23 protein-coding genes are annotated in these 25,279 nt (G+C 66.8%); 14 read left to right on the top strand and 9 right to left on the bottom strand.

Features of this window, described 5'->3' with window-relative positions; genetic code table 11:
• The first annotated feature begins 41 nt into the window (after positions 1 to 41).
• The 9 genes from rpmH to BH719_RS06595 all read left to right on the top strand — a co-directional run bounded on the left by rpmH (position 42) and on the right by BH719_RS06595 (position 6,808).
• Positions 42 to 182: a 50S ribosomal protein L34 gene (gene rpmH / locus BH719_RS06635; protein ID WP_005872826.1), complete on the top strand. Its 141-nt coding sequence runs from the start codon at positions 42 to 44 to the stop codon at positions 180 to 182.
• A 9-nt stretch (positions 183 to 191) separates the two neighbouring features.
• Entirely contained in the window at positions 192 to 554 is a 363-nt protein-coding gene (gene rnpA, locus BH719_RS06630) for a ribonuclease P protein component (RefSeq protein ID WP_009744046.1), read from the top strand.
• Positions 551 to 898, top strand: coding sequence for a membrane protein insertion efficiency factor YidD (gene yidD / locus BH719_RS06625; RefSeq protein ID WP_009744045.1), 348 nt, complete (start codon positions 551 to 553; stop codon positions 896 to 898). The genes rnpA and yidD overlap by 4 nt, the downstream gene beginning before the upstream one ends.
• 56 nt (positions 899 to 954) lie before the next feature.
• Positions 955 to 2,298 carry a membrane protein insertase YidC gene (gene yidC / locus BH719_RS06620; RefSeq protein ID WP_009744044.1) on the top strand — a complete coding sequence of 448 codons (1,344 nt, stop codon included), beginning with the start codon at positions 955 to 957 and terminating at the stop codon, positions 2,296 to 2,298.
• Positions 2,299 to 2,339: 41 nt separating this feature from the next.
• Positions 2,340 to 2,843, top strand: coding sequence for a Jag family protein (locus BH719_RS06615; RefSeq protein WP_009744043.1), 504 nt, complete (start codon positions 2,340 to 2,342; stop codon positions 2,841 to 2,843).
• Between the two features lie 25 nt (positions 2,844 to 2,868).
• On the top strand, positions 2,869 to 3,546 hold the full coding sequence (rsmG, locus tag BH719_RS06610; RefSeq protein ID WP_034255746.1) for a 16S rRNA (guanine(527)-N(7))-methyltransferase RsmG: 678 nt from the start codon (positions 2,869 to 2,871) through the stop codon (positions 3,544 to 3,546).
• A 99-nt stretch (positions 3,547 to 3,645) separates the two neighbouring features.
• On the top strand, positions 3,646 to 4,527 hold the full coding sequence (locus tag BH719_RS06605) for a ParA family protein (protein WP_009744041.1): 882 nt from the start codon (positions 3,646 to 3,648) through the stop codon (positions 4,525 to 4,527).
• 223 nt (positions 4,528 to 4,750) lie between these two features.
• A complete protein-coding gene (locus tag BH719_RS06600) occupies positions 4,751 to 6,034 on the top strand; it encodes a ParB/RepB/Spo0J family partition protein (RefSeq protein ID WP_009744040.1) in 1,284 nt (427 codons plus the stop codon).
• A gap of 144 nt (positions 6,035 to 6,178) precedes the next feature.
• Positions 6,179 to 6,808: an HAD family hydrolase gene (locus BH719_RS06595; protein WP_009744039.1), complete on the top strand. Its 630-nt coding sequence runs from the start codon at positions 6,179 to 6,181 to the stop codon at positions 6,806 to 6,808.
• Positions 6,809 to 6,876: 68 nt separating this feature from the next.
• On the opposite strand, the gene BH719_RS06590 is transcribed toward BH719_RS06595, so the two are convergent.
• From BH719_RS06590 to BH719_RS06575, 4 genes are all read right to left on the bottom strand, one after another.
• A complete protein-coding gene (locus BH719_RS06590; protein ID WP_009744038.1) occupies positions 6,877 to 7,848 on the bottom strand; it encodes a D-alanine--D-alanine ligase family protein in 972 nt (323 codons plus the stop codon).
• Positions 7,849 to 7,875: 27 nt separating this feature from the next.
• Positions 7,876 to 9,174 (bottom strand): aminotransferase-like domain-containing protein, encoded by a 1,299-nt coding sequence (locus tag BH719_RS06585; protein ID WP_009744037.1) that lies wholly within the window; start codon positions 9,172 to 9,174, stop codon positions 7,876 to 7,878.
• Between the two features lie 658 nt (positions 9,175 to 9,832).
• Complete coding sequence (locus BH719_RS06580; protein WP_009744036.1) at positions 9,833 to 10,336, bottom strand: DUF6301 family protein; 504 nt, start codon at positions 10,334 to 10,336, stop codon at positions 9,833 to 9,835.
• On the bottom strand, positions 10,333 to 10,911 hold the full coding sequence (locus BH719_RS06575) for a hypothetical protein (protein ID WP_009744035.1): 579 nt from the start codon (positions 10,909 to 10,911) through the stop codon (positions 10,333 to 10,335). Before BH719_RS06575 ends, BH719_RS06580 begins: the two co-directional genes overlap by 4 nt.
• A gap of 901 nt (positions 10,912 to 11,812) precedes the next feature.
• Between BH719_RS06575 and BH719_RS06570 the strand changes: the two genes are divergently transcribed.
• From BH719_RS06570 to BH719_RS06550, 5 genes are all read left to right on the top strand, one after another.
• On the top strand, positions 11,813 to 13,285 hold the full coding sequence (locus BH719_RS06570; RefSeq protein WP_245683271.1) for a TIGR03773 family transporter-associated surface protein: 1,473 nt from the start codon (positions 11,813 to 11,815) through the stop codon (positions 13,283 to 13,285).
• Positions 13,275 to 14,939, top strand: a complete 1,665-nt coding sequence (locus BH719_RS06565; protein ID WP_009744033.1) for a metal ABC transporter solute-binding protein, Zn/Mn family — start codon at positions 13,275 to 13,277, stop codon at positions 14,937 to 14,939. The genes BH719_RS06570 and BH719_RS06565 overlap by 11 nt, the downstream gene beginning before the upstream one ends.
• Entirely contained in the window at positions 14,936 to 16,135 is a 1,200-nt protein-coding gene (locus tag BH719_RS06560; RefSeq protein WP_009744032.1) for a choice-of-anchor M domain-containing protein, read from the top strand. Before BH719_RS06565 ends, BH719_RS06560 begins: the two co-directional genes overlap by 4 nt.
• 68 nt (positions 16,136 to 16,203) lie before the next feature.
• Positions 16,204 to 16,917: an anchored repeat-type ABC transporter ATP-binding subunit gene (locus BH719_RS06555; protein ID WP_034255743.1), complete on the top strand. Its 714-nt coding sequence runs from the start codon at positions 16,204 to 16,206 to the stop codon at positions 16,915 to 16,917.
• A complete protein-coding gene (locus BH719_RS06550) occupies positions 16,914 to 17,840 on the top strand; it encodes an anchored repeat-type ABC transporter permease subunit (RefSeq protein WP_009744030.1) in 927 nt (308 codons plus the stop codon). Before BH719_RS06555 ends, BH719_RS06550 begins: the two co-directional genes overlap by 4 nt.
• A gap of 437 nt (positions 17,841 to 18,277) precedes the next feature.
• Here BH719_RS06550 and BH719_RS09370 read toward each other — a convergent pair whose 3' ends face one another.
• The 5 genes from BH719_RS09370 to BH719_RS06530 all read right to left on the bottom strand — a co-directional run bounded on the left by BH719_RS09370 (position 18,278) and on the right by BH719_RS06530 (position 25,270).
• Positions 18,278 to 18,760: a hypothetical protein gene (locus BH719_RS09370; RefSeq protein ID WP_009744028.1), complete on the bottom strand. Its 483-nt coding sequence runs from the start codon at positions 18,758 to 18,760 to the stop codon at positions 18,278 to 18,280.
• Positions 18,761 to 18,842: 82 nt separating this feature from the next.
• Entirely contained in the window at positions 18,843 to 20,939 is a 2,097-nt protein-coding gene (gene brxL, locus BH719_RS06545; RefSeq protein ID WP_009744027.1) for a BREX system Lon protease-like protein BrxL, read from the bottom strand.
• A complete protein-coding gene (gene pglZ, locus BH719_RS09695; RefSeq protein ID WP_009744026.1) occupies positions 20,936 to 23,470 on the bottom strand; it encodes a BREX-1 system phosphatase PglZ type A in 2,535 nt (844 codons plus the stop codon). Before pglZ ends, brxL begins: the two co-directional genes overlap by 4 nt.
• Positions 23,471 to 23,474: 4 nt before the next feature.
• Positions 23,475 to 24,119, bottom strand: a complete 645-nt coding sequence (locus BH719_RS06535; protein ID WP_009744025.1) for a hypothetical protein — start codon at positions 24,117 to 24,119, stop codon at positions 23,475 to 23,477.
• On the bottom strand, positions 24,116 to 25,270 hold the full coding sequence (locus BH719_RS06530) for an AAA family ATPase (protein ID WP_009744024.1): 1,155 nt from the start codon (positions 25,268 to 25,270) through the stop codon (positions 24,116 to 24,118). Before BH719_RS06530 ends, BH719_RS06535 begins: the two co-directional genes overlap by 4 nt.
• Positions 25,271 to 25,279: the final 9 nt, after the last annotated feature.

The following is a 25,279-nucleotide window of genomic DNA, read 5'->3' as shown; positions in this document are numbered from 1 at the left end:
AACGGGGGAGTCATCCCCGTTCCCGCCCGAGGAGAACTGCAGTGACCACCAAGCGGACCTTCCAGCCCAACAACCGCCGCCGCTCCAAGACGCACGGCTTCCGCCTGCGCATGTCGACCCGTGCCGGCCGCGCGATCCTGGCGAACCGTCGCCGCAAGGGCCGCGCCAAGCTGTCCGCCTGAGCCGCTTCGGTGCTGCCCCGCGCGCACCGCATGGTCGATCCGGCTGATTTCAGATCCACGATCCGGACAGGGTCGCGAGGCGGGGATCCGCTGGTCGTCGTCCACGCTCGAACCGACGAGGGGGAGGAGAACCGCCTCGTCGGTTTCGTCGTACCCAAGCGGGAAATCAAACGCGCGAACGGGCGCAACAGGGTGAAGCGGCAGTTGCGGCACATCATGCGCGAGCGCGTCGGATCCCTGCCACCGGGCGCCCGGGTGGTCGTGCGCGCCAGCGGCCGCGCCCTCGGCGCGTCCTCGCAGGAGCTCGCCCGGCGCCTCGACGGGGCCCTGGCGCGCGCCTGGCGCAAGTGGAGCGGGGGAGGGGAGCGGTGAACCGCGCGACCGGGGCACTGCGGGCGGCGGCCGTGTGGCCCATCCGCCTCTACCAGCGCTTCGTCTCACCGCTGCTGGGGCCGCGCTGCCGCTACGCGCCCACGTGCTCGGCGTACGCCGTCGAGGCAGTGACCGTCCACGGCATCGCCAAGGGGACGGCGCTGGCCCTGTGGAGGCTCGTCCGGTGCAACCCGTGGAGCCTGGGGGGCGTGGACTGCGTCCCGCCCCGGGGGCGCTGGAGGCCGGACCCGTGGGTCCCGCCCGACGACTGGGCGGGCAACGACCCCACCATCGAGCATCCGCTCCCCATGGGACTGAGTCCGGGGGGCGGGCGGGAACGCTGACCCGCCCCGCATACTTGTCCTCGGCGCGCTGCGCCGCCAATTGAAAGAGAGAGCGCATGTTTGACGCAATCATCCACCCCTTCGCGGTGGCAGTCGCATGGGTCTGGGTGTGGATCCACGACTTCCTGGTCCTCATCGGCATGCCGTCGGGGTCCGGCATCGCGTGGGTCCTGTCGATCGTCCTCCTCACGATCCTGGTGCGCGTCGCGATCGTGCCCCTCCTGCTCAAGCAGATCCGCTCCTCGCGGGCGATGCAGGCCGTCCAGCCCGAGATCAGGAAGATCCAGGAGAAGTACAAGGGCAAGAAGGACATGGTCTCGCGCCAGAAGATGACGGAGGAGACCCAGGCGCTCTACCGCAAGCACAAGGTGTCGCCCTTCGCCTCGTGCCTGCCGCTCCTGGTCCAGATGCCCGTCCTCTTCGCCATGTACCGGGCGATCTACGCCGTCAAGGACTTGGCGGAGGGCACCTACACGTACTCCGGGCAGGCCGCGTCCAGCCTGGGCCCGATCACCCAGACCACCGCCTCGGAGATCAATGGGTCGACCGTCTTCGGCGTGCCGCTCTCCCACACGCTCAGGACGGAGACCTCCAACAGCTCCGCCGCCATCGTCTTCGTCGTCGCGATCATCCTGATGGTCGCCCTGCAGTTCGTGTCGATGCGCCTGTCCTTCTCGCGCAACATGCCCGACATGGGATCGAACCCGATGGCGCGCTCGCAGCGCTCGATGATGTACGTGATGCCCGTGATGTTCGTGTTCTCGGGCGTCTTCTTCCAGATGGGCGTCGTCGTCTACACGGTGACCTCCTCCTTCTGGGCGCTCGGACAGGCGTACTGGACCATCAAGGTCATGCCCACGCCCGGATCGCCCGCCTACGCGGATCTGCGCGCCAAGCGCGAGAAGGACTACCAGGAGTGGGCGAAGCCCTACTTCGTGGAGTACGACCGCCGCCGCGCGGAGCTGCCCACCTCGGCCACTGACCCCGATGTCGTCGCGTTCAACGAGAAATCCCTGGCGGAGATCCGCCAGCGGGCGAAGAAGCAGAAGATCGCCTCGGACTTCCCCGATTTCATGAGCGCGGGCGACATCGTCACGGTCTACCGCAACCTCGCCTCGCAGGAGTGGACGACGCTGCCTGACGAGCAGTGGATGCACGGCCTGCGCCAGGCCCTCGAGAAGGCGAGGAGCCGCAAGGAGGCCGTCGCGCGCCCCACCGGCAAGAAGAAGTCCCGCGAGCAGCGCCTGCGCGAGGCCGCGGCGCAGCGCGAGGCCTCCGTCCCGGACAAGGGGTCCTCGGCGAAGGCCGCCCAGGGGGCCGCGATCAGCGCCGCTGAGCTCGAGCGCCGCCGGCAGGAGCGCCGCAGGGCGCGCCGGAAGAAGTCCAAGAACAAGCGCTGACTTGTTCTCACAACGTCCGAAACCACCGAGGGAGGAACACAATGAGTGACGAGAAGTCCGAGGCGCTCACGCGCCTGGAAGAAGAGGGCGAGCTGGCGGCCGACTACCTGGAGGAGCTGCTCGACATCGCGGATCTGGATGGCGACATCGAGATCGGCGTCGAGAACGGCCGCGCCTCGATCGAGATCATCGCCGACTCCAACGACGACCTGGAGCGCTTGGTCGGCGAGGACGGCGAGGTGCTCGACGCCCTTCAGGAACTGACCCGCCTGGCCGTGCAGACCGAGACGGGGGAGAGGTCGCGCCTCATGCTCGACATCGCCTCCTTCCGGGCCGACCGCAAGGCCGAGCTGCAGGAGATCACGCAGGAGGCCATCGCGCGCGTGCGCTCCACTGGCGCAGAGGTCAAGCTCGAGGCGATGAACCCCTTCGAGCGCAAGGTCTGCCACGATGTCGTCGCCGACGCGGGCCTGGTGTCCGAGTCCGAGGGCGTCGAGCCCCACCGCCGTGTCGTCATCCTGCCAGAGGACGAGGACGGTGAGTGAGGCGCCCCTGAGCCCCTCCGACGGGGTGCCCGCCCGGCGCGACGGTGGACGCGCGCCGCGCCGGGCGGGCGATCCCTTCACCCCGGAGGCTCCCACAGACGAGGTGCGCCGTTTCTTCGGTCCCGCCTTCGCAGACATCGCGGAATTCGCGCGCATGCTCGAGGAGGAGGGGGAGTTGCGGGGCCTCCTCGGACCGCGCGACATGGAGCGCATCTGGTCGCGCCACCTCGTCAACTCGGCCGCGGTCCTGGACTTCCTGCCCCGCCGGGGCCAGGTGCTGGACATCGGCTCGGGCGCGGGGCTGCCGGGCATCGTCATCGCCGTGTGCCGACCGGACTTGGACGTCCACCTGGCCGAACCGATGGCGAGGCGCTGCGAGTGGCTGGCGGATGTGGTCGACGCCCTGGGCCTGGACAACACCACTATCCACCAGGCGCGCGCGGAGGAGCTGCGGGGCAAGGGGAAAGCGGATGTCGTCACCGCCCGCGCTGTTGCGAATATGGCGAAGCTGGTCCGCATGACCTCGAAGCTCATCGCACCGGGGGGCGCGCTCGTCGCACTCAAGGGACGGAGAGCTCCGATTGAGATAGAAGAAGCAGCTTCTGAATTGAAGCGCCATCATTTGATGGCGCAGATCCACGAGGTCCCCTCGGTCATGGAGGACGAGTCGACTTACATCGTGAAATGCACGCGCACGAAGTAGCGCCCCGTGGCGCAGCTCCCTGCGCCCTGCTCCGCAGGGCGGCTGCCCGCCGCGGGTATTCGCACGTAGACTAGTGGTGAGCCCGAAGGAAGGTGAGCCGTGACCACTGAGAACAACGCGCCTCTATCCGGCCAAGTCGAGCGCGCGCTGCGCGATTTGAAGATGCTGGATGACGCGACCTTCGGCCGTCCTGAGCGCACCCGCACTATCGCCATCGCCAATCAGAAGGGCGGCGTCGGCAAAACGACGTCGACGGTCAATATGGCCGCTGGATTCGCACTCGGTGGCCTCAATGTCGTCGTCATCGACGCCGATGCGCAGGGGAACGCGTCCAGCGCGCTCGGTGTCGAGCACGACACGGGCGTCCTGTCCACTTACGATGTCATTATCGGTGGCGCCTCCATCGAGGAGGTCCTCAGGCCGTGCCCGGATATCGAGGGGGTCAGCGTCTGCCCGGCCACGATCGACCTGTCGGGGGCCGAGATCGAGCTGGTCGATGTCGAGGGGAGGGAGTTCCTCCTGCGCAATGCGCTCCGTGAGTTCCTCGACTCGCGCGACGACATCGATGTCATCCTGATCGACTGCCCCCCGTCGTTGGGGCTGGTGACTCTCAATGTCATGGTCGCTGCGGATGAGGTGCTGATCCCGATCCAGGCCGAGTACTACGCGCTCGAGGGGCTGAGCCAGCTCTGGGCGACTGTTGAGCGCATAGGGGCGGATCTCAATCCCGGCCTGCGCGTGTCGACGATGCTGTTGACGATGGCTGATAGGCGCACGCGCCTTTCCGAAGAGGTCGAGGCCGAGGTGCGCGCGCACTTCCCGGAACAGACGCTGCGGACAGTCATCCCGCGCAACGTCCGCGTTTCCGAGGCGCCCTCGTACGGGCAGACCGTGGTCACCTACGACGCGCGTTCGGTGGGCGCCGTCGCGTACCGCATGGCCGCCCTGGAGGTCAGTCTCCGTTTCCCGCAGTCCGAGTGATGCCGTGCACCGTGTGCCGCTGGCGCCGCAGTCGCGGGCACGCCTAAGCTGTATGTTTCACGCGGAGCCCGCGCATCAATATGCTACGTTTCCGCAGGTCATGAACGTTTTGCCGACCGCTTTGAACGAGTGCTCCCGAAAGTGACCAATGACGCGCCCTGACGGTGCCCGCGGGGTTGTTTCACGTGAAACAATGAGCTGACGCAATTGAAGGAGTATCGCAATGGCGGATGTTCAGAAGGCTGATGGCGTGAAGCGCGGGCGCAAGCACACGGGTCTTGGCAGGGGGCTCGGGGCGCTCATCCCCCCGGTGCAGGATGCTCCGTCGCAGGCTCCGGCGCCCAGGGCCGGCGGCAGTCCCCTTGATGTCTTCTTCCCCGAGGGGAACACCCGCCAACGCGGTGGTTCAGCGAAGGAACTGCTCCAGCCGAAGCAGCGCTCTTCCGCGCAGGGGAAGAAACGGGGCCCTGCTAAGCGAGCGGAAATGCTGCGACAGGCCACTCCAGTGAAAGACGTGGCGGAAGACGGAGCCGCGCCTTCCAGGGGAACGGATCGTGCGCCCTCTGCCGGGGCTGACAGCGTCCTCCCCGTGGAACGGCTGGTGCCGGATGCCCCTTCCGATGTTTCACGTGAAACATCGGAAGAGGTTGAACTGCTTCCTGTTCCGGGCGCCTCCTTCGCGGAGGTTCCTGTTGATCAGATCGTTCCCAATGCGAAGCAACCCCGTGAGATCTTCGACGAGGAGGATCTCGCCGAACTGGCCGCCTCCATCAAAGAGGTCGGCGTCCTGCAGCCGGTCGTCGTGCGCCCGATTCCTGACGGTGAACCTGAAGGCCGACTCAAGGAGTACCTCGCCGAGAAGCCCGATGCGAAGTACGAGCTCATTATGGGCGAGCGCCGGCTCCGCGCCTCCCAGCTGGCGGGCGAGACGACGATTCCCGCGATCATCCGGCAAACCGATGACAGTGATCTGCTGCGGGACGCCCTTCTGGAGAACCTGCACCGCGCTCAGCTCAATCCGCTGGAAGAGGCTTCCGCGTATCAGCAGCTCATGGCCGATTTCGGTGCGACGCAGGAAGAACTGGCCAAGCGCATCGCGCGTTCTCGTCCGCAAATCGCCAACACCCTCCGTCTGTTGAAGCTGCCCCCCGCCGTTCAGAAGAAGGTCGCCGCCCAGGTGATCTCCGCAGGCCATGCCCGCGCCCTCCTGGCGCTTCCCTCAGCCGATGAGATGGAGCGCTTGGCTGATCGGATCATCAGTGAGGGCCTTTCCGTGCGGACCACGGAGGAGCTGGTGCGACTCGGCAAGGTCAAAGCGGGCCCCAAGCCGCGCGCCCGCAAGAAGCCACAGGTTTCGGCGCTCGGGGAGAGTGTTGTCACCGCACTCCAGGATGTCTACGAAACGCGCGTGACGATCACAGAAGGGCGCAAGAAGGGGAAGATCGTCATCGAGTTCGCGGGTTCCGATGACCTGCAGCGCATTGCCGATCTCATTCTCCGACACTGAGGGCATCCAGATCCGTAGAACGCTGCTGCTCAGAGTCGGTATGTTCGAAAGCTGACATTCTTAGCGCGTGCGCGTCCGGATACCGGTAAATACACTAAGGGTTTCCAGTGCCGGGAACCCCGATCTGATGAAGGAGCGAAAGGCATGATTGCTTCAAGCAGTACGCGCAGCGTGCTTTTCGATGTCGGCGGCGTGCTGGTGGACTCCCATCCCGATCCGCTGGCTGTTGCCGCATTGCTCGGCGAGGAGACGGCGGCTTTCGCCCGCCTCGTCGACCAGGCGATCTGGGCGCATCGCGGCGAGTACGATGCAGGTTGCTCGGATAGGCAGTTCTGGGACCGTGTCGCCGGCGACTGTGGGCTCCCCGAACCCAGCCCCGCGACCCTCAAGGAACTCGTCGGCCTGGATACGGCGCGCATGCTCGACGCCAATCCCGATGTCATCGAACTGGCCCGCGATCTGAGGCGCGGAGGAGCGAGGCTCGGCATTGTCTCCAACGCCCCCTACTCGGTCTCCCGGTCGATCAAAGAGTCCGAATGGGGGAGCTGTTTCGACTTCTTCGTGTTCTCCTGCGACTACGGGGTGTGCAAACCGCAACGCGGGATCTACAGGGACGCCCTCGTCCAGTCGGGATCGAACGTCCACGACGTTGTCTTCGTCGATGACCGCAAGGTCAACGTGCGGGCGGCCGAACTCATGGGCATGGGCGGGATCCTGTGGACGAATCCGTTGGACGCGCGTCAGCGCCTCAGAGAGTTCGGTTACCTGCTCTGAGCGGGGAAAGAGCCCCGGATCCTCCAGGATCCGGGGCTCTGGCCGCCTTTGGCATCGGGGCCGCGGGGCTACTCGCTTGTGGAGTTCCCGCCGGTTGAGGCGACGAAGTCGACGACCTCCTTGCAGAACGCGGCGAAGGAATAGTCGTCGGCCGCCTCCGCCGCCTGGGGGAGCAACGACGTGTCCGTCATTCCGGGTGCGACATTGGCATCGATGAACCAGCACGTCCCGTCCTCGTCGATGACGAAGTCGATGCGGGACAAGTGGCGGAGTCCCAACGCGGTGTGGGCTTCGATGGCTGCCGCGCGCAGATCGGCGAGCGCATTCGATTCGAGGCGGGCGGGCACGAAGTACTCGGTCTCGTCAGTCGTGTACCTGGCGTCGTAGTCGTAGCGGCCCCCGTCGGTGGAGATCTCCACAGGCGGCAGGGCGATGGGGCCGTCGCCCAGGTCGACGACGGAGACCGCGACATCGCGGCCGTCGATGCGCTGCTCGACCATGAGTTTCTGCCCGTAGGCGAAGGCGTCGACCATGGCGGTGCGTAGTTCTTCCGCGTTGTGGGCCGTGGACAGCCCCAGGGCGCTGCCGCCGTCGGTGGGTTTGATGACGACGGGGAAGCTCACGCCGTGCTCGATGGCGCTGAGGACGTTGGTGGCGCCGACCTGGCGGAAAAGGGCCTGGGGGAGTGAGAACCATCCAGGTGTCGGCATTCCCGCCGAGGCCAGGAGCGCCTTCGCCGTCGGCTTGTTCGAGGCGAGCATGGATTGGACGCTCGCGGATCCGACGAAGGGGATGCCGAGGGATTCCAGTAGCGTCTGCAGGGAGCCGTCCTCGCCGATGGAGCCGTGGACCAGGGGCCATACGACATTGGGCTGGAATGAGGCAATAGTGGACACGAGCGTGTCATTGACATCAGTGATGCGGACCACGAATCCTGCGCGGGTGAGGATATTCGCCACCCGGCGCCCCGAGCGGACGGAGACGTCGCGCTCGTGGGTGAGCCCGCCGGCGATGATGAGGACTTTGGTGGGGGTTGCCATGGGGTGCTCCTAGATGTGGGTCGGCGGTCAGCGGGACGACGGGTTGTCACCTGTTCCGAACATGTCGACGATGTCCTTCTCCGCGTTGACGACGGTGGAAAGGCGGCGGACTCCCTCGCGGATCCGCTCGGGTGTGGGGTAGCAGAAGGACAGGCGCATGTGGTCGTTCCCTTGGCCGTCGTAGTAGAAGGCCGTTCCGGCGACATAGGCGACCCGCGCGCGCACAGCACGGGGGAGCATGGCCTTCGCGTCGAGGCCGTCGGGCAGGGTCACCCACGTGTAGAAGCCGCCCTCGGGAACGGTCCACCGGCAATCGGGTATGTACTCGGCCAGGGAGTCCAGCATCGCCTTGCACCTCTCGGCGTACATCGCGCGGAAGGACTTCACCTGCCCGTACCAGTCGTAATCGCCGAGGTAGTCCGCGATGGCCATTTGGCCGACCATGGAGGGGCACAGGATGGCGGATTCCGAGGCGAGCACCAGCTTTGCCCGGATCGCGTGGGGGGCGTACGCCCATCCGATGCGGAACCCGGGTGCGAACATCTTGGAGAAGGAGCCCAGGTAGACGACGCCTTCGGGGGAGAAGGACTTGAGAGCGGGCAGGGGGTCGGAGTGGAAGCCCAGCAGGCCGTAGGGATTGTCCTCCACGATGAGGATGCGCTCGCGCATGCAGATCTCGGCGATGACCGGGCGCCGTTCCAGGGAGAGGGTGACCCCAGCGGGGTTGTGGTAGTTCGGGACGATGTAGATGAACTTGATGGTCTTCCCCGCGGCGCGCGCATTGCGGATCGTTTCGACGAGGGCCTCGGGAATCAGGCCGTGCTCGTCCATGGGGACGTGGATGACGTCGGCTTGGCGCGCGCGGAAGACGCCGAGGGCGCCTACGTAAGAGGGGGCCTCGGCGAGGACGACGTCGCCTGGGTCGACGAAGAGCTCGGTGACGAGGTCGAGCGCCTGCTGGCTCCCCGTGGTGACGACGACGTTGTCGGGATCGGCGCCGATGATGCCGTCGTAGGTCATGACCTCGGTGATCCGTTCGCGCAGGACCTCCCAACCCTGCCCGCTCCCGTACTGCATGGCCTGCGCTCCGTGCCTGGTGATGAGGCGCTCGGCGGAGGCGGCGAGCCGGTCGAGCGGCAGATCCTTGAGATTGGGCATTCCGCCGGCCAGGGAAACGACTTCGGGCCGGGACACGACGGAGAACAGAGCGCGGATCTCGGATGCGCGCAGGTTGTGAGCTCGCTCGGCGTAGGCGTCGAACCAAGGGTCGAGGCGGGTGCCGTGGTGGGGTGTCTTTCCCTGCGGGGAGGGGGTGGGCGTGCTCACGCGTGTCTTCCTTTGTTCTGACGCGCCCTTCGTTCGGGGCGCGGATAGGTCAAGTGTGCCACTTTTTCGGCTCCGGTGCGGGCGGGTACCGCAGGCCGGAAAAGGGTGTCCCAGTGGGCGCGATTCGATTGTTTCACGTGAAACAATCGAATGCTTCCGGAGTGGGGCTGTGGGTCTTGCCGCGCTGTGGGGCGGGTGTCCCGCGCCGCGCGGCGTGCGGTGATCATGGCGCTGTGATCGCGATCGGTTCACGAGGCGGGATCCGTTCCCGGCATCCCATCCGGGGATGAAGGGATGGGCCCCGACTCCTAGCCCCGGAGGCATTCGCTAACGAGGTGGGTCCCGACTCCTAGCCCCGGAGGCGTTCGCTAACGGGGTGGGTCCCGACTCCCGGCCCTGGGGCTACCAACTGATGGTGCGGGGCGGGCGCTCCGCGAATCGGGCTCTGTTCCCGGGGGGAGTGGGTTCGTCGGCGCTCTGCGCGGGGAGACTGCGCTTGCGCCCGCGCTCATGCCGTCAGCCTTCTGAACATCCGCTGGCGCGTCGCTTCCGTCGCCCTTGGCGGGCATCGTGCGCCGGGGCTGCGCTGGTGCAGGAGGGTGTGGCGTTGTTGGCGGGGGCGGGGAGGGATCTTGCTTCCGTTCCCCTCGTCGGGTCGTTACTCGGGCCGCCCTTGGAGTTCCCAGAGGATCTGCCAATCGAGGATCGCCGTCTGCTCGGGGGAGTTGACTGTCAGATCCACCAGCGCTTGATTGGCTCCAAGAACGATGTTCGATCCATTGGCCAGGCGCCACCGCGCCTGCGGTCCTGTCCCGTCGTCCTCGGCCTCGCGCTTGGCGCCGGTACGGGCGTCGATGATCTGGGCGTAGGTGAGGTACACGGATTGGGTGAGCGGAGCGGAGCGTCCGTACTGGTCAGGAGTGGCGATAGTCGATAGGGCGACGTGCGCGCTCTGGACGTGTTTCCCATTCGAGATGAAGAAGGAGTCCGCCACAGGGCACAGCTCCGAGCGGAAGGCGTGGGTGCCGTGCCTGTCGGGCATGAAGCCGGTCTGGGCGAACAGGTGGGCGGCGTGGCGTTCCTTGAGGGGCCATCGCACCGCAGCCCACGCGGTGATGATCTGGTCGACGCGCTCGGGGCGCAGCGCGATGAACTCGGTCATGAGTGGATCCTCTCTCTCAGGACCGCCAAGGTTTCGGGCGTGAAGACGAAAGGCTGCGAGCGGTACTGGATGGAGTCGAGGCCCGTGTCATCGACCCAGCACATATCGTTGTGCAGGCGGATCCGCCCGGAGGCGATGCCGTCGAAGAGGTCGGGGTTCTCGCGCAGCAGTTGGATGAAATCAGGATCCACAGTCGCGATGTGGTTGAGGTACTCGGGTGTGCCTTGGGCGAGGTTCCTCCCATCCGAGGTGGAAACCTGCGCGAACGCCCAGTCCTTCGCCCGCACCGCGACGAAGTGCAGGTTCTCGACGCTCTCGTCGACTGAGAGGAGGTTGAAGTTCCATGGGCGGAACTTGGTGCCCCCGACGGAGGGGATGCAGGTGCGGCCCGCTTGGTTCTGGGAGTACTCGGCCGCGAGGAATGCGAGTTCCACTTTGGAGGACGCCTGTTGCATGTGGGCGTCCATGTACTGCAACGCGTTGTCCATGAACTCCTCGGACTCATGGACCGGTTGGCCCTTGGCCTTGAACTGGCGCAGCGTCTTCTCGCGCTGCCGAATGAGTATCTCGTCCACTCCGCCTCCTCAGTCAGCTACTTCATGGTATCTCCGCTGCGCGCGTCCGCGATCCGTTTTGCCCGGATCGGATGGCTCCGGTGGCCGGAAGGCGCACCAGGCGCATGGGGGAAAGGCCCACCGTCCCGAGGCGCGCAAGGCGGGGGAGTGGCGGCCCTGCCTGGCGTTGTCGGACTGTTGGTCGTCGAGGTGCGCCAGGCACATTGGGGTGGGCGCGCAGGGCGCTGGGGTGGCGGTGTCGTGGCTATGAAGTTCCCTGGGGCCGAAGGACGCAGGTGGGGTGACGGGTACGTGGCTGCGCGAGGGGCGCGCGGGGTGTCCAGGATGCGGGGAACGGCCGGGCCGAGCCGCGGGCAGTGTGCCCGGAGCCCCGGGTTTCAGAGCGTTGTCGCATCGATTGGGCGTTCCGGGAACCCAGAGCCTATAATGATAACGATTCTCATTCAATGTAAATTGCAGTCAAAGGTTGGATTCCATGGCCGTCACTAATCGCCGCTCCCGTCCGTTGGCCCCGGTCAGCGGGACCCAGCGGCTCCGACGAACGATCGTCGCCTCGCTGGCGGGTGCGGCGCTCCTCATTCCCCTCGTGCAAGGAGGGGCGCGGGCGTCCGAAGGGGATGGTGGGGCGGCTCCCTCCCCAGTGGCGGCGGTCGACTCTGCGGTCGTCGACTCTTTCGGTCCGCAATCCTCTCCTGGGTATGTGGCGCCCTCCGATGAGGCCGCTCCCATGAGCGGCGGCTCCCAGGCTCCTGCAACCGCCGGTCGGGACTTCCGTGTCGTCGCGACTGTTTCACGTGAAACATTGAGCCTCGGCCTCGCGCTGGACGGGCTGGCAGTGGATGCGCAACACGCGGTGCTAGGAGTGGATGACTCCGCTCTACTGAAAGGCGCGAATGCGCCCATGTCCGCAGAGGGCTACGAGATGGGCCAGGCGCCCGGCGATGGGGCGGACGCGCTCGGCTGGTCCCTGGGTGCGCTCAGGGAGGCCGGATACGACCGTGCGCAGATCAATGTCACGGCCTCGGGTCCCGAGGGCTCCCAAGTCCTCGTGTACAGGAGGGATCCGAACGGGAAGGCGACCGCAGTCCTCCACGGCGGGTCCTTCAATATCGCCGACGCGGACACGGAGGCCTACTCGATCCTCCCATTGGGGGAGCAGACCGAGGGGACGCTGTCGTGGATGTTCACAGCTCCGGGTGAGTACTCACTGAATATGACGATCACCGCGTGGAGCAGTACGACCGACGCAGTCGTCCAGTCACCGGCCACACTCGCGCTGCGCGTCGCCGTGGGATCCGAGGCGATCGCGAATGCCCTCGCCCCCGCTGGCGTTCCCGCATCGAATGCGCCATCGCAGCCCGCTACCGCGCAACAGCAGACCGCCCCGGCCAGTAATACGACCGCCTCGCCGAGCGCACAGGGCGACGGGAGGGCGAGCGGACAGTCGGACGCGCGCAATGCGGCCCGCGCCTCGTCGAGCGGCGAGAAGTGCGTGGCCACCACGATCACCCGCGAGGCGACCGCTGAGGAACAGGCGTCGCTCACCTCCAACCAGGCCTCGCCGAACACGGCGCGCACGACCCTCACCTTCAGCGTTGGTCCGGGGGCCTCGGGGAATGCGACGGAAGGGCACTTCGACCTGGGGCCCGCGATAGAGAACGGGCAACTGGTCGCGCGTGTGAAGGACGATCGCAGTGCGCCCGCGCAATGGGTGGACCCCGCCTCCCTCACCTTCGCCCTCGGTGACGCCGCCCGCATCACGGCGCCCGACGAGACTTCCTTCGTCGCCACCCCCGGGTCGCAGGTGTGGCTGATCTCCTCCACCCAGGTGCCGGGCGTCCCCTGGTTGGGCATGAACTCCCAGAGGGACGAGATCGTCAACGGCACCACAGGCGGGGTGAACTTCACCCTTGACTCCGTCGACGGTCCCGGGCGCGTCGCGGTCTTCAACTCCGGAAGCCTCGGGGGAGGGGTCGGCGAGCACGTGTTCGACGGAGCCGGCAGCACCTACACCCTGCCGCCCAACACCCACGCGCACCAGAACTGGCTCTTCACCGAGCCCGGGACCTACACCCTCACCCTCTCCATGCGGGTCACGCCGACGGGCGCCGACCTGGCGGGCACCGGCGGCGGCACCACGACTCGCCTGACGCCCACGGGCGCGACGGGGGCGAATGGGCGCCCCGTCGTCTCGGAAGTCGTGGGCCGCACCGCCTCGGGCGATGAATGCGACCTCACGCTGGCGACGACCGGTGCCGACGCGCAACGGATCCTCCTGCTCGCCACAGCACTGGTGTTCAGCGGCTGCGTGGCCGTGGGAGCGTCCCGGCGCAGGGGCGCGCAGGACAGAGTGGGGAACCGCAGTGCCCACTAGGCGTCGCGCGGCCGGCCTGCTGCTCGCAGCCGCCCTGTCCGCCTCCGCGTGCTCCAGCACCGCCGCGGGGGCCGACGCCCAGCAGGACCGCATCCGCGTCGTGGCCACAACGGGGATTCTGGCGGACCTGGCGCGCAACGTCGCCGGCGACCGCGCGAGCGTCACGCAGATGGTGCCCGATGGCGCCGACCCCCACTCGTGGGAGCCCTCTCTGCGCACCATCCGCGATGTCGCCTACGCGGACGTGGCCCTGTCGAACTACCTGCTGCTGGAGGAGCACGCGATCATCCGGGCCATGGACGCCAACCTGCCGGCGAACGCGAAGTCCGTGTCCGTCGCTGAGGAGGCCGCCAAACAGGGGGCGACGGTGCTGCCCCTCGTGGAGGACCGGAGCCTGGACACCGTCTGGCTCGGTATGCGCGTGATCGGCAGCGGCCGCTCCCTGGGGGCGGACCGCTCATCCGAGGTCGACCTGGTCGCCACGGGGGTCGAGGGGCCGGGCGCGGCGTCGGCCTACCTGACGACCTCCTTCGGTGAGCCGCAGGTCGGATTCGCCTCCTCCGACGGTTTCGACGCGGCGTCGGGCTACCAGGCGGACACCTCCGTGCTGCCCGCCGACGCCCACCAGCACATGAGCTGGGCGTTCACACAGCCCGGCGTGTACCGCATCCACTTCGAGGCCCGCCTGCGCACGAGCCCCGGCGCCGCGCCCACCCCGCTCGGCTCCGGGACCGCTGTGTTCGCGGTGGGCGTCGGGGCGGACGAGGTCGCCGCCCAGCAGGGCCGCGCCGTACTGGCCGCCGGGCACGCCGACATCACCGCGGACCTCGACCGTGGGATGCTGACCCTCGCCGCCGACAAGGGCGCAGTGGGGGAGGGCGCCACACCGCTCCCCGCGGCGGCCCCGCCGACCACTGGGGAAGGCGGGGGAGCAGGCTCGACCGGGGGAACAGGCCTGTCCGCCATGGAGTCCTACAGCCTCGACGACGTCGTCATCGACGTGCCCACGCGGACCCTCACCCAAGTGCCGGGCACAGGGTACCGATTCGTCGGCGAACCCGGCTCCGACGTGTACATGCTGCCGCAAGCCGTTCTCGGCAAACACGTTCACGGCGAGATCGACCCGCACCTGTGGCACGACGCCCACAACGCCGCCGCCTATGTGCGCGTCATCCGCGACGCCCTTGCGGAGGCGGATCCGGCCTCCGCAGACGAGTACCAGCGCAACGCGGCGGCCTACCTCGCGCGGCTCGACGGCCTCGACGCCGAGGTGCAGGCCGAGATCGCACGGATACCGCCCGAGCGCCGGCGCCTCGTCACCACCAACGACGCCTTCGGGTACCTCGCACGGGCCTACGGCCTCGAGGTCTCCGGTTTCGTGGCCCCCAACCCGGGGGTGGAGCCCTCCGTGGCCGACAGGGTGAGGCTCCAGGCGACGCTCACCGACCTGCGCATCCCCGCCGTGTTCCTGGAGCCCAACCTGGCGCGGACCCGGTCGACCCTGCGCACGGCCGCCGAGGACGCGGGGGTCCGCGTGTGCCCGCTCTACGGGGACACCCTGGACGCGAGCGCCCCGACCTACATCGACATGATGCGCTTCAACGCGCACTCCCTGGCGACGTGCCTGGGGGACACAGAACAGGAGACACCATGAGACTCCGCACACGAGGCGCGGTCGCCTCCCTGGCGGTGGGGATCATCGCACTGGCACTGGGGACCGCCCCCGCCCGGGCCGCGGACGACCCTGCCCTGGACCAGACGGTCGGCGCCGACGAGGAGGCGTCAACCGAGTCCGCGATCATCGGCACCGGGCACGTGGACATCGGCCCCCGCATGGTGGACGGGCAGTGGAGCGTCGCCCTGCGCGACGACTCCGGCGCCCACCCCGTGTGGCGGGACCCCGACCGGACGGTGCTGCGCGTCAGCAACGCCGCCCTCATGGCGGCCCCCACAGGCTCCGACTACGCCTTCATGGGCGCCCAAGCGAGCGAGCAGTACTACGTCGTGCCGCAGACGCAGAACCCGGACGTCGTGTGGCTCGGCTGGAACACGCAGGACCCCGGGGTCGTCTCCGCCATCGACCGCGGGGCCACCATGCGCATCGGATCCGTCAGCGGCCCCGGGCGGACGTGGATGTTCCTCCAGGACGGCACCTTCGGCAAGCCCCGGCTCCTGGTCGACGGGCAGAGCGGGCAGGCCCAGGACGTGTGGGTCGACGCCTCCACCCACGTCCACGCCAACTGGGTGTTCACCGCGCCCGGCGTCTACACGGCCGCCCTCACCTTCTCCGCCCGGACCACCGACGGGCAGCAGCTCAGCGCCTCGACGACCCTGCGTTTCGCAGTCGGGTCGCAGACCTCCGCCGACGAGGCCTTCGCCGCTGCTCCGGCTGCGGCCGCTGAGGCGGGCGCCGCGGGTTCTGCGGGTTCTGCGGGTTCTGCGGATTCTGCGGGTGGAGGGGGCTCGGCGGCCGACGCCGGCCCCGCAGGGGACAGCGGCTTGGCCGATGACGGCGCCTCGGCGAACGAGGCGCGGGTGCCCACCGGATCATCCGCGGACGGGACCGGGCTCTCCGACCAGGTGATGCTCATCATCGCCCTCGTCGTCGCCGCATCCATCACCGTGGCCCTCGGAGCCGTCCTCATCATGCGGTCGAGGAGCATCGCCGCCGAGCGCCGCAAAGCCATCGCGGAGGCCGACGGGGCCGAGGGGATGGAAGGAGCCGAAGAATCGGACACAACCGGGGGGAATGACCGGGCAGCCGGACCTGGGGGAGCGGACCCGGCCCCCGCCTCGTCAACGGGCGAGCGGACGTCGGCCCCCGCCTCGTCGAAGGAGGGAACGCGGTGAAACAGTCGCACAGGGGAGGCGCTCGCCCGACAGGGGGCGAGGGCCCGACGGGGGAGGCGGACAGCCCGCTGGTCGTGCGCGGCCTCAGCGTGAACCTGGGCGGGCGGCCCGTGCTGCGTGACGTCGACCTGACGGTGTCGGCGGGGGAGCTGGTCGGGCTCATCGGCCCCAACGGCGCTGGCAAGACGACCCTCATCCGCGCCATCCTCGGGCTGGTCCCCGCCGCCGCGGGCAGCATCGAATGCGCAGCCGCCGTCGGGTACGTGCCGCAGCGGCACGAGTTCGCGTGGGACTTCCCCATCAGTGTCCGCGACGCGGTCCTGGGCGCCGTGAGCGTCAGGCTCGGGCTCCTCGCGCGCCCCCGCCTCGCACACCACAGGGCAGTTGAGCGCGCGCTGGCGAAAGTCGGAATGAGGGAACTGGCCGACCGGCCGGTCGCGGAGCTTTCCGGCGGACAGCGGCAAAGGGTGCTCGTCGCACGCGCCCTCGCGTTGGAGCCCTCCGTCCTGCTGCTCGACGAGCCCTTCACCGGATTGGACATGCCCACGCAGGAACTGCTCATGGACCTCTTCGCCTCCTTGGCGGCATCGGGCAGCGCGGTCCTCATGACCACGCACGACCTGGTGGGGGCGCGCGCCCAGTGCGACCGCCTCTACCTCATCAACGGCACCGTCATCGGATCGGGCACGCCCAATCAACTGCGCGACGCCGACGTGTGGGTGCGGACCTTCGAGGTGCGCGAGGACAACCCCCTGCTGAGCGCCCTGGGGGTGGTCGCGTGAACGGGGTGGTGATCGTGCGCGCCGCCGAGTTCCTCAGCCCCGTCGATTTCCTACGGGACCTGACGAATCCGGTTCTGGCGTTCCTGCCGCGCGCGCTCCTCATGGCGGTCCTGGCCGCCGTGGTGTGCGGTGCTGTCGGCGTGCACGTGGTGCTGCGCGGAATGGCGTTCATCGGCGACGCGGTGGCGCACTCCGTGTTCCCAGGGCTTGCCATCGCCTTCCTCACGTCGGGATCCCTGGTGCTCGGCGGCGCGATAGCGGGCGTGGCCACGGCCGTCCTGGTCGCCCTGCTCTCACACAGCCGGCGCCTCAAGGAGGACTCGATCATCGGAGTGCTCTTCGTCGGCGCCTTCGCCCTGGGGGTCGTCATCATCGCGCGCGCCCCGGGTTACGCGGGCAGCCTGCAGGACTTCCTCTTCGGGTCGATCACCGGCGTCCCCGCGTCGGACGTGCCGGTCGCCATCGGCGGGGGAGCGGTGGTGCTCACCCTGCTGTGCGTCTTCCACAGGTGGATCGTGGCCGTCACCCTGGACCGCGAGACCGCGCGCGTGGCGGGGGTGAGGATCCTCGCTACGGACCTGGTGCTGTACACGGCTGTCGCCCTGGCGGTGGTGATCTCCGTGCAGACCATTGGGAACGTGCTCGTGCTCGCCCTGCTGGTCGCGCCCGCCTCGATCGCGCGCCTGCTCACCGACCGCCTCTTCACCATGATGTGGCTGTCGCCCGCCCTGGGGGCGCTGGCCGGGATCGTCGGCCTCTACCTCTCATGGTCCATCGACGTTCCCACCGGTGCGACGATCGTCCTGGTGCTCATCGGATTCTTCGCCCTCGCCTGGGTATTCGCCCCCCGCCACGGCGCGCTCGCCCGGGCCCGGGCCGCGAGGCGGGGAGTGCCCCGGGGGGTGTCCGCTGCCCGCAGTTGACGGGGGCGGTGGCGGGGTGCGCTTGTTGGTGAGTGTCCTTGCTGGTGAGTGTCTTCGGCGGAGGGTTGTCCCTCGTTGATGGGGGCGCTCTCCATAGGTGGACGCTTCTCCGTGCCCAGGTCACGAGGCGGGGCAGACCGGTTGTTGAGTGCTGTTGGTGGGTGGTGCCTCGCTGGCGAGTGCCCTCGCTGATGGGCGCTCCTTGAGGGTGAACACCGTCTCGTGCGCAGGTCGCGAGGCGGGGGTTGCTGGTTGCTGAGTGCGCTGTTGGCGTTGTGGTGGTGTTGTTGCTACTGACGAGCGATCGTGCGAACTCATCGCCCAACGGAATCTCGTGGCGCCGACTCGGTGAGCTGTGAAAACGCCCGTTGTTTCACGTGAAACAACGGGCGTTCTGCGGGGACGGGATGTTTCACGTGAAACAGTCGGCGTTGATGTCAAGCCCGATCCCTTGTGCGTCGTTGCGCACGGCGCCACTCTCTCTTTGAGTACCCTTTTTCGCGCGCGATGCTGTAGATGTGCTTTCGCCTGCCTTTGCTCCTGATCTCAATGTCCGTGGGCTTTGTTATCTTCTTCCCGAAGAACGCGCTAGCCGTGGCTCCCACTATTAGTGGCAATGTGTACTCAAAGATGACTGTGAGTAGGCTCTCTTGTGCAAGCTCAACGAGTTTGCTGAGTCCCGGACATCCGTCATTCCAGTAGAAGTACGCAAGGCATCCGAATCCAAGAAGGGCGAAAACGAACGCAACCAATGCTGATCTCATGCGGCTGTAGCGCTCAGTTACCGTCACCCTTCGGGCGAGGGCGTCCTCCTCAGCAAGACCGTCAAGACTGAGTGAGTACAGTGTTTGATCGCCAATGTGCTGGTGTTGACTAATGGTGTTTCCGTCGCCAATACCGCTGATATTCTGCTGGTTCATGGGGCGCCTCCACTGGTTGGCCCACCGCCCTACACGATGTGCCTAACTCGATGATAACAGCGCTCACACGCGCCTAGGAGTCCTACTCCGTTCGTTGCGCGTTGAAGGTGAAGCCCTTGGTCCTGCGCAGCTCCATGAGGTCGAAGCGCGGATCGAACCTCGACAGCGCTTGGAACCGCTCGTACACGTCCAGGCCGCGACCCAGGTCGATGACCCAGCCTGTGTCCGTTTTGATGACGCGGTCGTGGATGTCGGCAACGAACTCGTAGTCGATCTCGACGCCGAAATGGCCCCACGTCTGGCAGAGGTCGTTGAGCAGTTGCATCTGCTCAGTGGCTCTGTCGGGCTCTGCCCGACCGGTGGCGAGGTGGACGCGAGGGGGTGCCGCCAGGCCGACGGCCTGGACCATGTGGATCAGGATGTCGTGGATGTTCGCGATCTGGTGGCGCTTCCGCAAGTACGGGTCGACGATGGTGATCTTCTGGGCGTCCACCAGGTAGGGGAGCAGCATCTTGGGCAGGGACACCCCTATCCGTGCTTCGACCTCCTCGCGTTTGGGGATTGCGCGAGAACGCAGGGTGTCGAGGCGGTCGGCTGGTCTGGGAGCAGTCTCCTGCGCCGCCCCGCCCACCGGGGGTTGGGGATGAGTCCCTCCTGTGGTGGGCGGCTCGCCTGCGGGGCGGTCGTCGTCCGCGGTGAAGTACTCGGGGTAGTCGATCTCCTCCTGCGTGCGGATAGCGCGCTCGCCACCGGATGCCGACACCGTGTAGAGGAAGTGCGAGCCGGACTCCCGCATGGTCTCATCGAGGCGGATGATCTGGTCCTTCACGCGTTTGCGCCCCTCCATGGCCAGGCGCAGCAGCGACTCCAACTCTGCGGGCGTGCCGTCCCGGTCGGGGTGGATGAGTTTGACGAGGCCGGAGAAGGTCTTGCGGACGGCGTCGCGGTCGCGGGTCGACATGTGGGAGTCCAACTCGAAGTGGCCCGAGAGGTCCCCCGAGAAGTCGAGGGTGCGCAGGTGACGGAGCGCCTCGGCCAGGTAGTCGACGATGAAGCCGTAGCCGGAGGTGAACAGCTCGGGCCGGATCACGTCGACCTCCCATCCGGGCAGGTAGTAGTGGATGCGGTCCATGTACGCCGTGTCGTGGTAGGCGTCGGGCAGCGCCTCGAACAAGTCGGAGGTGGCCAGCATGGCGGGCACAGTGCGCATGGTGTTGCCGACGAAAACCATGGACGCCTGCGCTGTCGTGGGGCTGTCGCCCCTCGAGAAGGACTTGTTCGCCAGGTAGTTCTTCATCGTGTCGACCAGGTTCTGCTCGACGCGCTTGCGTCCGGCGAACTCGTCGAAGGCGACGACGTCCCAGAATCCGACGAGGCCGATGCGGTGGGTCGCGTTGTTGACGAAGAGTTTCGCCAGGGTGACCTCGCCGCCGGACACCAGGATCCCGTGGGGTGAGAACTCGGAGTAGATGTGCGACTTCCCGGTGCCCTTGGGGCCGAGCTCCACCAGGTTGTAGTTGCGCTCCACGTAGGGGACCAGGCGCAGGACTTGGAGCATTTTGGCGCGCTCGGAGAGCTTCGAGGGGTCCAGGCCCACGGATGCGACCAGCAGGTCGATCCACTCCTGCGTCGTGAACTGGCCCCGGGCGTCGGCGTACTCCTCGAAGGAGAACCGGGGCAGCTGGATCGCCTGCAGGCGCGAGACGTTCCACGGGGCGGTCTTGGCGCCCTCTAGGGCGGGGAAGTACGACATGTCGGCCATGCACCACACACCACCGGTGAGCAGGCGGTCGTTGTCGCGGACAGTCTGGTCCGAGACCAGGGCGTTGGCCACCCCGAGGTTCTCGAAGGACGCCACGTAGCGGTCGTTCGCCTCGTCCAGGGAAACGGAGACCTTGTCGATGATCCGGTAGCCGCCCTGCTCGCGTATCCGGGATTTGATGAGTTCTGATTCGCCGCGGTTCACGTAGTGGGCGGCCAGGATCTTACGCACGGATTCGACGCCGGAGCGGATCTCCTCCTCGTTCGTCGTCGCGCAGTACTGCGCGAGCAGGAACTCCAGGACGTACGAGGGGACGACGGCGTTGCCCTTGACCTGGTGCACCAGGTCCTTGCGGACGATGTACCCGGCGAAGGCGTTGGAGGCCTTCGCCTCGACGGGCGTGAGTTCGCGTGTCATAGGGTGAATCCTCCTAGTCCGCCGAAACCGGTGTCCCGGACTTCCAACTCCAGTGACGCGACGGGGGCGTCCGATGCGCGCATTCCGTTGACGACCTTGTGTGCGGCCAGCAGTACCGTCTTTCCCGCGTACTCCTGCAGGATCCCGTCCAACAGGATGAGTTCAACGGTTCTGGCGCGGTCAAGGCGCGTGGCCTCGACCGAGTCCAGGGTGAGGCGCTCCACGTTCGACAGGGGCTTTCCGGTGTCGGCGTCGATGATGCCGACCGTGATCTCAATGGGGCGGATGCGCTCGGCGATGGGGTCCTTCTGGATGACTTTCGGGGTGATGCGGGTCATGCTGATCCGCGATGTGGAGTAGGAGAGCTCGACCTCGACATCGTGGGCTTTGAGCCCGGCGGTTGTGTTGACCTCGATGACGGGAACACTGATCTCCTGCAGGCTGGCGCCGCCGTGGACGAACTGGTCGCCCCGGCCCTGAATGCGGCTCCTGCGCATCCCGAAGGGCAGTGCGACATCCGGCCCGGAGGCGAGCCCGACATCGGCGGCGGGGAACACGGCGAAGTCGTCGCTGCTCTCCATGGCGTCGCCCAACTGGTAGCGGCGTTTCTTGAGGAGGATCTTCTCGGCGCGGGGCGCGGTCCCCTGCTTGGCGGTCGTGTCGTCGGGCAGGGGCCGGGCCTGGTAGAGGAAGCCATGGTCGGCGGTGATGAGGATCCGGTGGAAGTCCGCGGAGCGCAGGCGCGTGACCAGCGCAGCGAGATCCGTGAGTGCCCTCTCAACCGCCTCGGGCGTTCCGCTCTCGGAGGCCGCGTGGTCGCCGACGGCGTCGATGTGGTCGTGGTAGACGTAGATCGCTGCCATGCCCTTGCCCAGGGCGCGCAAGTCGTCCCTGAGCATTCCCGCGATCGTCTGGTACGAGTGCGCGGTGATCCGGTCGCCGCTGGCTGCCCGCAGCACCGCGTCGCGCGCGGCCAGGCCACCCGTGGGCTCGCCGTCGGCCCGTACCTCCAACGCGTCGGCCCGCACACCGGTGCTGAGACTGCGGTTGGGCAGCAGTGCGGCCATGCCCAGCGCGGTCACGGACGGCAGCAGCGTGTACCACGGGGTGATCTCGACGGTGGCGCCCCCGCGGGCGATGAGTCTTTCGGCCAGTTCGGCCCCCGCCTCGTACCTGAGCGCGTCGGAGACGATGACTGCGGTTTTCTTCGCGTTGCGGACCATGAGGTCGTAGAAGTCGGATTGTCGGCCCGGGTTCGACGAGGCGTGGGCGGGAATGCGCCATGTGGGGAGCGCGCGGACCGCCGCGTCCCACCAGGCGGACAGGGGCCGCAGGAAGTCGTGGAGGTAGATGGTCTCGACGGCCGCGTCGAGCTCTCCGAACACGTCGGGGTCCCCGGCGGCGCGCGAGGCGCGGACATAGTGGCGGTACGCCTGGTCCACCTGCCACAGGCCGTTCGCAGCGTCGGTGTAGAGGGCGAATCCCTCACCCGCGGTGCGGAACGCGGCGTCCCGGTGGGTGTGGACCAGGTGGAGGAACCGGCCGCCGGCCTCGGCGGCCTCCCAGGCGCTGGCGGATTCCTCCTTCCAGAGCGAGGAGGCGCGCCTGCTCCTCTGCGTGCGCACGTCGGCCGCATTGGAGCGCCCGTCGATCAGGGAGGTGACCGCGCGGCGGATCAGCTGGTCGTCGACGCCCGGGGTGACCAGGTCCCGCTCCAGGTCGGCGGTGTCGAGGCTGGGGAGTTCTTCGGCCAGGCCAAGGTCCTCGCTGATGCGCGTCGCCCAGACTTTGACGGCGTCCTGGTTCTTGACGCCGCCCATCCAGGTGGCGAAGTCGCGTTGGGCCGAGGCGAGGGCGGGGTCCCAGCCCCGGCGCTGCTCGATGAAGAGCCATGTCATGAGGTTGTTGAGCTCTGGGTCCCCCTGGTACTTCCAGATGGAGCGCGCCCCTTCCCAGAAGAAGTCGGCGAGCCCCCATTTGAGTTTGCCGATCTTAGCCTGTTCGCACGCGTCGGAGTTGGCCAGTTCGACGAAGATCGAGGAGAAGGAGTGGTCGTGGATGCCCAGCAGGACGGCACTCATGACGGCCAGCAGCTTGTTCTTGTCGTTGATCTGGATTTTGCGGTCTTTGATGCGGCGGATGCGCTCACGGGTGAAGAAACCGTCGTATTCGCGAAGAATGGGCGTCAGGTCGTCGTCCAGGTCCAGTTCGCGGGCCAGCATCGACGAGGCGTCGGCGGAAAACGCGGGGTACCCGCAGCGGATGTCGGCCAACAGGTCCGTGTCCAGGGGCGGAAGGTCGCCGGGACGGTAGAGGATGAACGCGTCTTTCGGTTGGTCGCGGAGGACGCGGAGTTTGGTGGCGAACTCGTTGTGGTCGACGGTGATGAGCTGTGCGTCCGGCACCAGGGCGGCGACCTCGTCGACCTGGTCGGTGTACTCGCGGCCCTGGTCAAGCCAGGTGACCAAGCGCGCGCGCGTCAGCAGCTCGCGCAGGCCGTCGGCCAATGCGGAGGCGTCGATTCCACTCATGGCCTTATTGTCGCACCTCCGGCACGGCATCGGTGCAGAGGCGGGCGCGCAGGTCCTTGAGCCGTGCGATGGCCCGCCGGAGGCTGTCGTTGTTCTGAGCGGCGCGCTCGGCGTCCCAGTAGTCGGTCATGAGGTCGGCGAGGTGACGTGTGTAATCGTCAGAGAACTGCAAGTCGTTCCCGCTGCCCTGGGTCATCTCCCGGCCTTTTGGAGACTTTGATTTTCTAAGAACCTTGAGAAGCTCGTTCTTGTGGTTGTGTATCGGTGCGAGCTTCTGCGATGCGGGGATCGCTGCAATGCCCACGCCGCAAAAGCTGGCCAATCCTTCGCAGTCCGCGAGTACCCAGGATTCGATGCACGTGCAGACGATACGGAGGACGAAATCGGCAGGGATATGCGTGAGTTCCTTTTCCAGGTCTTTCCGCATATCGACTGGGCATTTGTTATCGCTGTCGAGGAACAGGATGCGAGGGATCTGCCTGGCCGCTTCTGCGTGCTTGGTGATTGAGCGGATTATGTTTCCGCTCCCCTTCGCGCAGAAGATCCTGTACTCCTCGGAGACCCATCCCGTTGCCGTCATCAGGGCTCTCACAATGGGTTCGTCAGTGTTGCCCTCGACGAAAACCTGCGGGTGCTTGCTGACAGTCATCGGTGGTCCCATATTCCAAGTGGGATTCGTCGCCGGTTCACGGAGTCCACAGCCTCGGATAGGGGAAAAGCCGTTTCGACGAAGCTGCGTACCCGGGGGTCTTGCGACTCTGAGAGAAGCGTCCCTTTGGTTCCCGTGTCGGTGGGCTCAAGCATGAGAACCTGGTCGGGACGGATGAGTTCGTTGTCGATAAGGTCGGGGGAGTGGGTGGTGATGATCATCTGCACGTTCCTGTCCGCTGCGACCGCAGCGAAGAAGTCTGGAAGCGAACGGACGACGGAGGGCTGCATGAACAGCTCGGGCTCCTCGATGAGGACCAGCGACGTGTCTTTTGGAAGCGTTGCCAGTTCGAAGAGGATTCCGAGGATACGCAGAGTTCCTTCGGAGAATCGCATGTGGGTGAAGGCGCCCGGTTTCTGGGGGTCGTCGCTGTAGAAGATGATGTCGTCGTTCGCGCCGATGCGCACATAGCTCAAACGGGGTATTTCGGGAACTATCGAAGCCAGGATCGGCCGGATGCGCGCGATTGCGGGTTGCAGAACAACGTCGGGGCGCGAGGCGACGCGCTGGGTGAAACCGGTGGCGTGCTCGTCGTAGCGCCCGCGCTCGAGCATTTTCTTCGGATTCGGGTGGATGTAGTGGATGCCGACGAAGTAGTCGCGGATGCCCTTGAAGCTGTTGCTCAGAGTTGCGCTTTGTAGGGTAGTTTCATGTGCGAACACCACCTCGTGACCCAATATGTGGGACACGTATGGGGAAGGATGAACGTTTCCATCAGCGGTAAAGATGTTTTCTGCTTTGACGTAGGGCATGTCGGCTAATTCTTCTCCGACTTCCTCGCCGTCGTAAATTACAGGTTCGTGAACTTGTTCCAGTGAAAGCTCATAGCCTTGCAGAGCGCTGCTATCGAACTTGAATGCGAGGGTGCATTCTTCGGCATTAGCGTGAACGATCGATCGGAAGCTATCTCGCTTCTTTATTGATGCCTCGTACAGTCCGGCGTTGGCCACGTCGGAGATGAAGCGCAGGGCGTCGAGCAGGTTGGACTTGCCGGAGGCGTTGGGGCCGACGACGAAGAGGCGTGTGTTCAAGTCGAACTCGATGTGGGCGAAGTTGCGCCAGTTCTGCAGCTCCACGTGCGTGAGTTTCATGGGCATCGT

This window comes from Pauljensenia hongkongensis (assembly GCF_001746855.1).
Classification (GTDB): domain Bacteria; phylum Actinomycetota; class Actinomycetes; order Actinomycetales; family Actinomycetaceae; genus Pauljensenia; species Pauljensenia hongkongensis.
This window is presented reverse-complemented; position numbering and strand designations above follow the sequence as displayed.

Bases quoted from the DNA above. Each gene is read 5' to 3' on its own strand.
- BH719_RS09370 (WP_009744028.1), bottom strand. From the start codon at position 18,760: ATGAACCAGCAGAATATCAGCGGTATTGGCGACGGAAACACCATTAGT.
- BH719_RS06595 (WP_009744039.1), top strand. From the start codon at position 6,179: ATGATTGCTTCAAGCAGTACGCGCAGCGTGCTTTTCGATGTCGGCGGC.
- BH719_RS06615 (WP_009744043.1), top strand. From the start codon at position 2,340: ATGAGTGACGAGAAGTCCGAGGCGCTCACGCGCCTGGAAGAAGAGGGC.
- BH719_RS06600 (WP_009744040.1), top strand. From the start codon at position 4,751: ATGGCGGATGTTCAGAAGGCTGATGGCGTGAAGCGCGGGCGCAAGCAC.
- BH719_RS06560 (WP_009744032.1), top strand. From the start codon at position 14,936: ATGAGACTCCGCACACGAGGCGCGGTCGCCTCCCTGGCGGTGGGGATC.
- BH719_RS06580 (WP_009744036.1), bottom strand. From the start codon at position 10,336: ATGACCGAGTTCATCGCGCTGCGCCCCGAGCGCGTCGACCAGATCATC.
- yidC (WP_009744044.1), top strand. From the start codon at position 955: ATGTTTGACGCAATCATCCACCCCTTCGCGGTGGCAGTCGCATGGGTC.
- brxL (WP_009744027.1), bottom strand. From the start codon at position 20,939: ATGACACGCGAACTCACGCCCGTCGAGGCGAAGGCCTCCAACGCCTTC.
- BH719_RS06535 (WP_009744025.1), bottom strand. From the start codon at position 24,119: ATGACTGTCAGCAAGCACCCGCAGGTTTTCGTCGAGGGCAACACTGAC.
- pglZ (WP_009744026.1), bottom strand. From the start codon at position 23,470: ATGAGTGGAATCGACGCCTCCGCATTGGCCGACGGCCTGCGCGAGCTG.
- BH719_RS06590 (WP_009744038.1), bottom strand. From the start codon at position 7,848: ATGGCAACCCCCACCAAAGTCCTCATCATCGCCGGCGGGCTCACCCAC.
- BH719_RS06530 (WP_009744024.1), bottom strand. From the start codon at position 25,270: ATGAAACTCACGCACGTGGAGCTGCAGAACTGGCGCAACTTCGCCCAC.
- BH719_RS06570 (WP_245683271.1), top strand. From the start codon at position 11,813: ATGTCCGCAGAGGGCTACGAGATGGGCCAGGCGCCCGGCGATGGGGCG.